Source organism: Pseudomonas sp. Z5-35 (genome assembly GCF_051131945.1).
In the GTDB taxonomy this organism is placed as follows: domain Bacteria; phylum Pseudomonadota; class Gammaproteobacteria; order Pseudomonadales; family Pseudomonadaceae; genus Aquipseudomonas; species Aquipseudomonas marvdashtae.
The window spans coordinates 1,202,683-1,214,620 of record NZ_CP071640.1 but is presented as its reverse complement, the minus strand read 5'-3'; the positions used below and the strand labels follow the sequence as shown (position 1 = coordinate 1,214,620).

8 protein-coding genes are annotated in these 11,938 nt (G+C 59.5%); 7 read left to right on the top strand and 1 reads right to left on the bottom strand.

Annotated elements, in window-relative coordinates; translation table 11 throughout:
• Positions 1-320: 320 nt before the first annotated feature.
• Positions 321-1,445 (bottom strand): polysaccharide deacetylase family protein, encoded by a 1,125-nt coding sequence (locus J3P95_RS05720; RefSeq protein WP_434563722.1) that lies wholly within the window; start codon positions 1,443-1,445, stop codon positions 321-323.
• A gap of 173 nt (positions 1,446-1,618) precedes the next feature.
• Here J3P95_RS05720 and yaaA point away from each other — a divergent pair, with 173 nt between their 5' ends.
• From yaaA to algG, 7 genes are all read left to right on the top strand, one after another.
• Positions 1,619-2,398 carry a peroxide stress protein YaaA gene (yaaA, locus tag J3P95_RS05715; RefSeq protein ID WP_434578359.1) on the top strand — a complete coding sequence of 260 codons (780 nt, stop codon included), beginning with the start codon at positions 1,619-1,621 and terminating at the stop codon, positions 2,396-2,398.
• An 809-nt stretch (positions 2,399-3,207) separates the two neighbouring features.
• Positions 3,208-4,524, top strand: coding sequence for a nucleotide sugar dehydrogenase (locus tag J3P95_RS05710; RefSeq protein WP_186610962.1), 1,317 nt, complete (start codon positions 3,208-3,210; stop codon positions 4,522-4,524).
• 109 nt (positions 4,525-4,633) lie between these two features.
• A complete protein-coding gene (gene alg8, locus J3P95_RS05705) occupies positions 4,634-6,115 on the top strand; it encodes a mannuronan synthase (RefSeq protein ID WP_434561393.1) in 1,482 nt (493 codons plus the stop codon).
• Positions 6,116-6,150: 35 nt separating this feature from the next.
• The gene (locus tag J3P95_RS05700) at positions 6,151-7,320 is read left to right on the top strand and encodes an HlyD family efflux transporter periplasmic adaptor subunit (protein WP_434561391.1); all 1,170 of its coding nucleotides are present in this window, start codon (positions 6,151-6,153) and stop codon (positions 7,318-7,320) included.
• 15 nt (positions 7,321-7,335) lie between these two features.
• Positions 7,336-8,820, top strand: coding sequence for an alginate biosynthesis TPR repeat lipoprotein AlgK (gene algK / locus J3P95_RS05695; protein WP_434561389.1), 1,485 nt, complete (start codon positions 7,336-7,338; stop codon positions 8,818-8,820).
• A gap of 5 nt (positions 8,821-8,825) precedes the next feature.
• On the top strand, positions 8,826-10,310 hold the full coding sequence (locus tag J3P95_RS05690) for an alginate export family protein (protein WP_434563720.1): 1,485 nt from the start codon (positions 8,826-8,828) through the stop codon (positions 10,308-10,310).
• A gap of 26 nt (positions 10,311-10,336) precedes the next feature.
• Positions 10,337-11,926, top strand: coding sequence for a mannuronan 5-epimerase AlgG (gene algG, locus J3P95_RS05685; RefSeq protein ID WP_434561387.1), 1,590 nt, complete (start codon positions 10,337-10,339; stop codon positions 11,924-11,926).
• The last annotated feature ends 12 nt before the right edge of the window (positions 11,927-11,938 follow it).

Genomic DNA, 11,938 nt, shown 5'->3' with positions numbered 1-11,938 from the left:
GGGGGCCATTCGACGCAATACCGTGACAGTGCTGCGCCTCGAGGTAGCCACCGAATTCACCCGCGAGGATTTCGGGTGAACTGCACACAATCTGGGTCTTGGAAGACGCCACCTGTGTTGCAGGTTTCGGCGGTCTGACTTCTTGATACTCCAAAACCCATGACAGGAAAAAGTACTTTGACGCTTTTTTGAAGTTTATTTTTCAGAGTGACGAATAACCCTTGGCGTACCGCCGCCGCGCCGTTAAAGTCGGAAGTCGGGTCGCCCCGAATGCACGACACAATTCCATCCTCGCCCAACGTTTACGGGGCTTTTGCTCTTCAGCGAAACGCGTCCTGGCAATCCTCCCAACCGATCCCACTTTGCGCCGTTTGCGCAATGAGCCAGGGCATCGCCGTTTTGACCGTGTCCTGCTTGGCGTTGAAATTGATGACGCCGTGGCGCCATAGCAACATCAGGGTCAGCACGCGCTGGGCACTTTGCTCGGGCTTGAGGCGGTTGGTGCCGTCCTGGGGATCGATATCCCATAGCGCCACTTGCAGGCCCTGGGTCCTGAAGAAGGACTGGGCATCGCCTCGGCGCTGGCCTTGGGGCGGGCGGAACAGCGGCACGTAATTCTCGGGCAGCTTGCCCTTGACCAGATCGACGCTGCGCCGCACCGAGTCCTGCCAATCCTGCCAATAGCTGTGGGAGCGGAACTCCCAGCCCTGCACCCCGACGCATTGCCCGGAATACAGCGCCTGGAGATCATTGACCGAGCGATCCACGAGCCGCGCCTGGAAGTCCTTGCCCAGCACAAAGAACGTGCCGTTGATATTCGACTTGCGCAGATACTCGGTCAGCCACGGTGTATTGTCCGGCGCGACGTTGGCGCCGCTGTCAAAGGTCAGCAAGAACAGTCGGTCGTTCATCGCCTCGCCGTTGCGTTCGTAATCGCCGAAACGCTCGATTTCGCTGCTGACCTGGGGAAAAAGTGCCGCCTTGCGCAGCAGCTCGTCCCGATATTGCGTATGGAAGATCCGGCTCGGCCCGGCCCACTTGATGTAATAGGAATTGTCATCGAGCTGGAACCTGCCCGCTTCTTCACGCAGGGTCGCCATGTCTTCGACCAGGTAACAAAACGACGCGTCCAATCCGCAACTGCGCTGGGCAAAGTTGTAGCTGGACAGCAGCCGCTGCCACAGCCGTGCCCGCAGGGCGTTGACCGCTTGCATGTTCACCGTGCGTAGCCCCAGGTACTGCTTGAGGGCTATTTCGTCCATGGCATCGACGTCCAGCAACACCCGGGCAAACATCAGGACCTCGGCCCGCGAGGCCACATCGAACAAGGTCGGGCTGGTGAGCTGCTCAGGCCAGGCGCTGCGGTCCAGGGTGGCGACGTCGTTGGGCGCGGCGATGACGCCGAGGCTCAGCAACCAGGCCGATAGAAGAAGAGCGATGCGCAAAAGGTATGTCTCCATAACGAAACCCGCGCGGGATGATAGCTGATCCAGAAGCAGTACCCATTGGCAAACTGGCACCGACCACCACCATCACCACCGATCCCCTATTGCCCCAATAGCTGGAGTCCACCCAAACAACCCCCTAGAATCGCCGCACCCTTAAAGGAGACGTTTGCATGCTGATGGTGATTTCCCCCGCCAAGACCCTCGATTTCGAAACACCACCGGCCATCGAGCGCTTTACCCTGCCGCAATACCTGGATCACTCCCAGGAACTGGTCGAGCAGTTGCGAGAACTGTCACCGGCCCAGATCAGCGAGCTGATGCACGTTTCCGACAAGATCGGCGGCCTCAATGCCGCGCGGTTCGGCAGCTGGAATCCGGCGTTTACGCCAGACAATGCCAAACAAGCCCTGCTGGCCTTCAAGGGGGATGTCTACACCGGTCTCGACGCACAAAGCCTTGGCGAAGCCGATTTCGATTACGCCCAGCAACACTTGCGCATGCTTTCGGGCCTGTATGGCCTGTTGCGCCCGCTGGACTTGATGCAACCCTATCGCCTGGAAATGGGCACGAAGCTGGCCAACGCCCGAGGCAAGGATCTTTATGCATTCTGGGGCACCCGTATCAGCGAGTGGCTGAACGAAGCCCTGGCCGACCAGGGCGACGACGTATTATTGAACCTGGCGTCCAATGAATACTTCTCGGCGGTCAAGCGCAGTGCACTGAATGCACGCGTCATCGATACCGAATTCAAGGACCTCAAGAACGGCCAGTATAAAATCATCAGCTTCTACGCAAAAAAAGCCCGAGGCTTGATGAGCCGATTTGTCACAGAGCAACGCATCAATGACCCGGCGCAACTCCGACACTTCGATGTCCACGGCTATCGCTACAATGCCGAACAGTCCTCAGCCAATAAAATGGTCTTTCTGCGCGACAGCGCCCCGCAATAACGCAACGTCTCTTTCAGGCCTCGATAAGGGGCCTCGATTGAAGCTGTATGTGTCATCCCACTTCCCCGCCCAACTTGACACTTTCTTGGCGTCAACAAAACAAACACCCCCTGCGCTAACTTTTGTTTCACTCGACAAATGTCAGATTTTTCCGTAGTGGCACAAAAATTTTTGATCCGTAGTGGCACATAACTATCGACCCCCTTTAAACGCCCGTAACTAAAGGGCCAAACCATCAGTGCTATCAGTATGAGGGCAGTGCCATCTAGGCAAATATTTCGAAAAATTTCGAAAATGGCGATGAGCGGATCGGAACTATGTGAAATTGCACGGCTCATACCACCCGTAACGATTCTCGCCGAGCGTGTACGAGATAACTTACGTAGCACGTCGTCCAAAGTAACCGAGTTGTCACGACAACTTCGCGAAACGGTCGTCTAATTGGATCCACACTTAAGGGACGGGAGATAACGCACCATTACTATCCCCTACAAGGCCAAGGCTGTGCCCCTATTAACGTGCTCCCCCGAGCACACAAGCTTCTGATTTTGTGGGCTTTTTGCCAGAAATCGGAGGTCAACGACCTTTTGCACGGACGTCCCGACAACGAGGACTGGCTGCATAACAGGGCAGGTCATAACAACTAGGCCGCTTTGCGCACAACTTGAGTGCAATTATTTAGACACTCGGAACTTAGTATGCCTGCACACGGCATTGTGGCGCCTGCATTCCACACTTCCGAGTGCTCGATGACCGCTGAACACTATTAACTCCGGCCATTTAATGGCGTGAAAACAGAGGTAAATGCGATGCGCATTAGCATATTTGGTTTGGGTTACGTCGGTGCAGTATGTGCCGGTTGCCTGTCTGCACGGGGCCATGATGTAGTTGGCGTAGATGTCGCCAAAGACAAAATCGACATGATCAACGCCGGTAAATCTCCGATCGTTGAACCGGGTCTTGGCGAGCTGTTGGCGCAAGGCATTCAAACAGGTCGCCTGCGCGGTACCACCAACTTCGCCGAAGCCATTCGCGATACTGACCTGTCGATGATTTGTGTCGGTACGCCAAGCAAAAAGAACGGCGACCTGGAACTCAACTACATCGAAGCAGTGTGCCGCGAGATTGGTTTCGTCCTGCGTGACAAGACTACCCGCCACACCATCGTGGTTCGCAGCACCGTGCTGCCAGGCACCGTGGCTAATGTGGTCATCCCCATCCTCGAAGACTGCTCCGGCAAGAAAGCCGGCGTCGATTTCGGCGTTGCGGTCAACCCTGAGTTCCTGCGTGAAAGCACCGCGATCAAGGACTACGACCAGCCGCCAATGACTGTCATCGGCGAATTCGACACCGCCTCCGGCGACGTCCTGCAATCGCTGTACGAAGAACTCGACGCACCGATCATCCGCAAGGACATCGCCGTTGCCGAGATGATCAAGTACACCTGCAACGTCTGGCACGCCACCAAGGTGACCTTCGCCAACGAGATCGGCAACATCGCCAAGGCCGTCGGCGTCGATGGTCGTGTCGTGATGGACGTGGTCTGCCAGGACAAGGCCCTGAACCTGTCCCAGTACTACATGCGCCCCGGCTTCGCTTTCGGCGGCTCGTGCCTGCCAAAAGACGTGCGTGCCCTGACCTACCGCGCAAGCTCCTTGGACGTGGAAGCGCCGCTGCTCAACTCGCTGATGCGCAGCAACGAATCCCAGGTGCAGAACGCCTTCGACATCGTCTCCAGCCACGACAAGCGCAAAGTCGCCCTGCTGGGCCTGAGCTTCAAGGCCGGCACCGACGACCTGCGTGAAAGCCCACTGGTAGAACTGGCGGAAATGCTGATCGGCAAGGGTTTCGACCTGAAGATCTACGACAGCAACGTCGAATACGCACGCGTGCACGGTGCGAACAAGGATTACATCGAGTCGAAGATTCCTCACGTCTCGTCCTTGCTCAATTCCGACTTCGACGCGGTGATCGACAGCTCCGACATCATCATCCTCGGTAACCGCGACGAGAAGTTCCGCGCGCTGACCGAGAACGTACCGGAAGGCAAGCAGGTCATCGACCTGGTTGGTTTCATGTCCAAGGCCACCTCCCCGAGTGGCCGGACCGAAGGTATTTGCTGGTAAAGCAGCCGCAAGCTTCAAGCTGCAAGCCTCAAGCTCAAAGCCCGTTTGCTTGAGCTTGCAGCTTGGAGCTTGCCCCTTGCAGCTTGCCTCTGACTTTAGGATCCCGATTATGCACAGGCTAAAGCACGGCCTGCTTCAGGCCGCCGGTTGGCTGTTTTACTTGAGTTTATTGATGGGCATCGCCACGGCGTTGCCCACGTCCACGTTCGACGCCGAATCGAAGGATTTCATTTTCCTGATCGGCGCCGTGGGCATTTGGCGTTACTCCATGGGAGCAACGCATTTCGTGCGCGGCATGATCTTCCTGTACATCGTCTACCCACACTTGCGCCGCAAGGTACGCAAGCTGGGCAAGGCGGCGGATCCGTCCCACGTGTACCTGATGGTCACCAGCTTTCGGATCGACGCACTGACCACCGCCCAGGTCTACGGCTCGGTGATTCGCGAAGCCATCGACTGCGGGCTGCCGACCACGCTGGTCTGCTCCATCGTCGAGATGTCCGACGAATTGCTGGTCAAGAGCCTCTGGGCCCGCATGAATCCGCCAGAGCGGGTCAAGCTGGACTTCGTGCGCATCCCCGGCACTGGCAAGCGTGACGGCCTCGCCTACGGTTTCCGTGCAATCTCCCGCCACTTGCCGGACGACCGCGCCGTGGTCGCCGTGATCGATGGCGACACCGTGCTCGCCGAAGGCGTGGTACGCAAGACCGTGCCGTGGTTCCAGCTGTTCGGCAACGTCGGTGGCCTGACCACTAACGAATTCTGCGAAGTGCGCGGCGGCTACATCATGAGCGAGTGGCACAAGCTGCGCTTCGCCCAGCGTCACATCAACATGTGCTCCATGGCCCTGTCCAAGCGCGTGCTGACCATGACCGGGCGTATGTCGGTGTTCCGCGCCACCGTGGTTACCAACCCGGACTTCATTGCCGACGTGGAAAGCGACTCGCTGCAACACTGGCGCCTGGGCCGCTTCAAGTTCCTCACCGGCGACGACAAATCGAGCTGGTTCAGCCTGATGCGCCTGGGCTACGACACCTTCTATGTGCCGGATGCGGCGATCAACACCGTCGAGCACCCGCCGGAAAAAAGCTTCATCAAGGCGAGCCGCAAGTTGATGTTCCGCTGGTACGGCAACAACCTGCGGCAGAACTCCCGGGCATTGGGCCTGGGCATGAAACGTCTGGGCCTGTTCACCTCGGTAGTGCTGTTTGATCAGCGCGTATCGATGTGGACCTCGCTGCTGGGCTTGACCGTGGCGATCATCGCCAGCTTCAAGTACGGCACCGCGTTCATCCTGGTGTACCTGCTGTGGATCGGCATCACACGGTTGCTGTTGACCCTGTTGCTGTCGTGCTCCGGACACCGGATCGGCCCGGCCTACCCGGCGATTCTCTATTACAACCAGATCGTCGGCGCGCTGGTGAAGATCTACGTGTTCTTCCGCCTCGATCAACAATCCTGGACTCGCCAGCCCACCCACCTGACCCGTGATCTCGCCAGCTTTCAACGTTGGTTCAACACTTGGTCGTCTCGGACCATGACCTTCTCCGCCGGCAGCATCTTTGTCGCCGTGCTGCTGACGATGGTCTGACCGGACTTGAATGAATTAACTAGGAAATCGCCCCTATGAACACCGCCGTGAATGTCAACGTAGTGCATGAATCCGAAGCCCAACGCCAACACGCCCGGGTCAAAATCCCGGCCAAGTTGCGCTTCTTCGGCCCTGACCGTACGCCCATGGAAGTCAAGGTCCTGGACCTGTCCGCCGGTGGGCTGTGCTTCAACGCCGGTCAGTTGCCGCTCAAGGTTGGCGAGACCTACAAGGCTCGCTTGCAGTTCGTGATCGACAACCTTGGCCTGGCCATGGACGTCGAATTGCAGATCCGCTCCTACGACCGCCAGACCGGCCGCGCCGGTTGCCAGTTCCAGAACCTGGAGCCGCGGGACATCTCGACGCTGCGCCACATCATCACCTCGCACCTGGCCGGCGACATCGTCGGCGTCGGCGACGTGCTGGCGACGCTGCAGCGCGACAACTTCACCAAGGCTCGCAAGCAGAAAGATGAAAACGGCGGCATGAGCGCCTTCGGTCGCCTGCGCGCCGTGACCTTCAGCCTGGGGATTTTCATCGTCGGCCTGGCGGCGTTCGGTTTCATCTTCAAGTCGGTATATGGCATGTACTTCGTCAGCCACGCCCAGGCCGGCATCGTCAACGTACCGGGCATGGCGATTACCATGCCGCGCGACGGCACCGTGCAAAGCCTGGTCAAGGCTGACGGCTTGGCGGCCAAGGGCGCCCCGCTGGCGACTTTCAGCACCAGCATGCTCGACGTGCTCAAGGGTCACCTGGACGACAACCAATTGCAGCCGGCCAAGGTCGAGGAACTGTTCGGCAAGCAAATGACCGGCACCCTGACCTCGCCATGCGATTGCATCGTGGCTCAGCAAATGGTTTCCAACGGCCAGTACGCCAGCAAGGGTGACGTGATCTTCCAACTGGTCCCTCGCGGCGCCGAAGCCAATGTCGAAGCACGCTTCTCCTATCGCCAGTTCGGCGACGTGCGTCCAGGCACCCCGGTCAGCTTCCAAGTGGCCGGCGAAGACGCCACCCGCACCGGCAAGATCGTCAGCAGCACCAGCCTGAAAAGCGCCGACCTGTCTTCCGATATCCGTGTGCTGATCCAGCCTGACGAAGCCTTGGACAGCGCGCTGGCCGGCCGTCCGGTGGAAGTCGTCAGCGACCGTGGCCCGAACCTGAACTGGCTGATCGACAAAGCCATGGCCGTTGGTCTTTAAGTCGAGGATATGCCCGTGACCATTATAAAAATCCTTAACACCCCACAGAGCCTGTGGGAGCGAGCATGCTCGCGAAAGGATCAACGCGGTCAGGATGAGATGCCGCAAGCGCGTTCCCAAGTGGGAACCCTGTGTGCCTTGGCATTGGCCGTGAGCCTGGCCGGTTGTGCCGGCCTGCCCGACCAACGCCTGGCCAACGAAGCCCTCAAGCGCGGCGACACGGCATTGGCGCAGCAAAACTATCAGCAGTTGGCAGACCTGGGCTACAGCGAAGCCCAGGTGGGCCTGGCCGATATCCAGGTGGACAGCCGCGACCCCGAGCAGATGAGAAAGGCCGAGGCGACCTACCGCGCCGCTGCCGACATCTCGCCACGGGCCCAGGCTCGCCTGGGTCGCCTGCTGGTGGCCAAGCCCGGTTCCACCGAAGCGGAAAAACATGAAGCCGAAGGTTTGCTGAAAAAGGCCTTCGCCAACGGTGAAGGCAACACCCTGATCCCCCTGGCGATGCTGTACCTGCAATACCCTCACAGCTTCCCGAACGTCAACGCCCAGCAGCAGATCAGCCAATGGCGCAGCGCCGGTTATCCGGAAGCGGGCCTGGCGCAGATCCTGCTCTATCGCACCCAGGGCACTTACGACCAGCACCTGGATGAAGTGGAAAGCGTCTGTAAGGCCGCATTGGCGACCACCGACATCTGCTACGTCGAACTGGCCACGGTCTATCAGAAACGCGGCCAGCCGGAACAGCAGGCTGAACTGATCAAGCAGATGCAGGCCGGTCACGCTCGCGGTGTGGTTTCTGCCCAGCGTGTGGACAGCGTCGCTCGTGTCCTGGCCGATTCGAGCCTGGGCAAGACCGACGAGAAAACCGCCCAGTCGCTGCTCGAAGGCATCGCGCCCGGCTATCCCGCTGCCTGGGTCAGCCTGGCGCAACTGCTTTACGACTTCCCCGAGCTGGGTGATGTCGACAAGATGATGCAGTACCTGGAAAACGGCCGTGCCGCCGACCAGCCGCGTGCCGAAGTGCTGCTGGGCAAGCTGTACTACGAAGGCAAGTGGGTGCCGGCTGACGCCAAAGCCGCCGAGGCACATTTCCAGAAAGCCGCTGGCCGTGAAGTGTCCGCCGACTACTACCTCGGCCAGATCTATCGTCGCGGCTACCTGGGCCAGGTGTACTCGCAAAAAGCCCTGGACCACCTGCTCAAGGCCGCCCGCAACGGTCAGAACAGTGCGGACTATGCCATTGCCCAGTTGTTTTCCCAGGGCAAGGGCACCAAGCCCAACCCGGTCAACGCTTATGTGTTCAGCCAGTTGGCCAAGGCGCAAAACACCCCGCAGGCCATCGAGCTTGCCCAGACCCTCGAAGCACAATTACCGCCGGAACAACTTGCACAAGCGCAACGCCTGCTACAACAAGAGCAGGCCATTCGCGGCGCAATGAGCCCCGATACGCTGGAACTGCAAGCCCTAAAAGAAGATGACGGCGAGGAACCTCTATGAAGCTTTTGAAGCTCAATCCTTTTGTGCAGGCCGGTATTGGCCTGTCGTTTGCCCTGCTGTGGTCCTGCCCAACCCTGGCGGCCCTGACCGACAGCAAGAATTTTGGCCTGGAAGTGAAGATCACCGGCCAGTCCGAAGATGACCGCGACCTCGGCACCCAACGCGGTGGCGACGTCAACGGCGTCGGCCTGGACCTGCGTCCATGGGTCTATGGGGAAAGCGGCGCCTGGAGCGCCTACGCCATGGCCCAGGCCGTGGCATCCACCGACATCATCGAGACCGACACCCTGCAGCAGTCGGACGACGCGACCCAGCAAACCGACAGCGGCGACCGCGAGGCCAAGAAAAACTACCTGGCCATGCGCGAATTCTGGATTGGCTACCGGGGCCTGACCCCTTATCCGGGCGAGCAACTGAAATTCGGTCGCCAGCGCCTGCGCAACGACGACGGCCAATGGCGCGACACCAACATCGAAGCGCTGAACTGGACCTTCGACACCACGCTGCTGCGCGCCAACCTGGGCGTCGCCGAGCGGTTCAGCGAATACCGCACCGACCTCAAGGAGCTGTCGCCCCAGGACAAGGATCGCATGCACGTCTACGGTGACGTCGGCTATCAGTGGATGCCTGGCCAGTGGGCGGGTATCCGTGCCCACCATTCCCATGACAGCGGCAGCCTCGATTACCCGACCCCGGGCGAAGCCACCGACACCCTGGACAAGACCCAGAACGGCGACTTGACCTGGCTCGGCCTGGAAGCCAACAGCGACGCCTACAACTGGCGCAACACCAACACTGTCAATTACTGGGCAAGCCTCACCGGCATGACCGGCGATCGCGACACGGTCAACCCGCTCAACGCCGACGGCACTCGCCCTGCGCAACTCAAGCGCAGTGATGACGTCGACGGCTGGGCCACTGACCTGGGCATCCGCCTGCGCCTCGACCCGCAATGGCAAGTCGGCGCGGCCTATGCCCGTGCCAGCGAGGACTACGAACAGAACGGCCTGCAAAGCAACCGGTCGAACTTCACCGGTACTCGCTCGCGGGTCCACCGTTTCGGCGAAGCCTTCCGAGGCGAAATGGCCAACACCCAGAGTGCCAGCCTGTTCGGTTCCTGGCAGCTGCGCGACGAATACGACGCAAGCCTGGTGTACCACAAGTTTTGGCGCGTGGACGGCAACAAACCGGTGGGCAGTAACGGCATCAATGCCGTGGAAAACAACACCGATGACGTGACCGGCGCCATCCTGTCCACCTCGTCCCTGCCGTTGCGTGATGGCAACAAGGACTTGGGCCAGGAAGTCGATCTGGTCGTCACCAAATACTTCAAGCAAGGCCTGCTGCCGGCCGCGCTGAGTCAATCCATTGATGAGCCGTCGGCGCTGGTGCGCTTTCGTGGCGGCGTATTCAAGCCAGGCGACGCCTACGGCAAAGAGGTCGATTCGTACATGCATCGCGCCTTTGTCGACGTGATCTGGCGCTTCTGATGCGAACGGCCATGGGAGTGCCCGATATGAACCGCTACCTCAGGAACAGCCAGGCGATGAAAGGTTCGATCAGCCTGTTGGCCGCAGCGATGCTGCTGGCCGGCTCGTCGGCGTTCGCCAACGTTGAACCGGTGGTCAAACCGGGCAACGTGGTCAAGGAACTGCAACAAGCCAAGACCTACACCGTCAGCAGCGCGCCAACCGAACCGCTGGAGCTGGCCGCCCCGACCCTGCCCGACCTCTCCGGCTACACCGCCGAAGCGGTCGCCGCAAAGATCGTGCGCAGCAAGCCCGGCAAGGTCAGCGTGCGGCGGATGATGCAGGAAAACGCCTTGAAGGACTTCATCGGCGGCGACAACAAGATGGCCGAGTGGGTGGTGCGTCAGCACGGCATCCCACAGGCCATCTTCCTTGACGACGGTTATATGAATCTCAAGGACCTGGCTAAAAAGGTGCCCAAGTACATCATCGAAACTTCTCCAGGCGTCTACCTGGCGAAGATCCCGATCGTGGTCGGCCAGAAAGGCATCCTCGAAATCGACAAACAGACCCAGGAATTGCGCCTGTCCCAAGAGGGCGGCTCGTTCCTGGTCAACGATGGCCACATGTTCATCCGCGACACCAAGGTCACCGGCTGGCGTGAAAAGGACAACGGTCCCGCCACGTTCCGCTCGGCCAACGAATTCCGGCCGTTCCTGCTGTCCTGGGGCGGCACCGAGACCTACATCGTCAACACCAAGATGGCCAGTTTCGGCTATGCCAACAGTAAGTCGTACGGGGTGAGTATTTCCCAGTACACGCCGAACATGGCCAAGGTCCTCAAGCGCCCGGAGCCGACCGGCTGGATCATCGGTTCCGAGTTCTCGGACATGTGGTACGGCTTCTACTGCTACGAGACCAGCGACTTTGTGATCAAAGGCAGCACGTACAAAGACAACATCGTCTACGGCATCGACCCCCACGACCGTTCCCATCGGCTGATCATCGCCGACAACACCGTCTACGGGACCAAGAAAAAGCACGGGATCATTATTTCCCGTGAGGTGAACGACAGCTTCATTTTCAATAACCGCAGCTACGACAACAAACTCTCCGGCGTGGTGATCGACCGTAACAGCGTGAACAACCTGATCGCCTACAACGAGATCTACAAGAACCACACCGACGGCATCACACTGTACGAAAGTGGTGACAACCTGCTGTGGGGCAACAAAGTGATCAGCAACCGCCGCCACGGCATCCGGATTCGTAACAGCGTGAACATTCGCCTCTACGAAAACCTGTCCATGGCCAACGGCTTGACCGGTCTCTATGGCCACATCAAGGACCTGTCCGATACCGACCGAGACATCAAGCTCGACCCGTTCGACGCCGAAGTGTCGTTGATCGTGGTCGGTGGCGAACTGGCCGGCAACGGCAGCGGTCCGTTGTCCATCGACTCGCCGTTGAGTGTTGAGCTGTACCGCGTGTCCATGCTCGCGCCGACCAAATCCAGCGGCATCAGCTTCACGGGGATCCTGGGCGAGCGCCAGGATGAAATTCTCGACCTGCTGGTGCGCCAGCAGAAAGCCGTGCTGATCGACCCTGTCGAACGCCAGACCGAAATGCGGGACTGAGGAATGACCTTT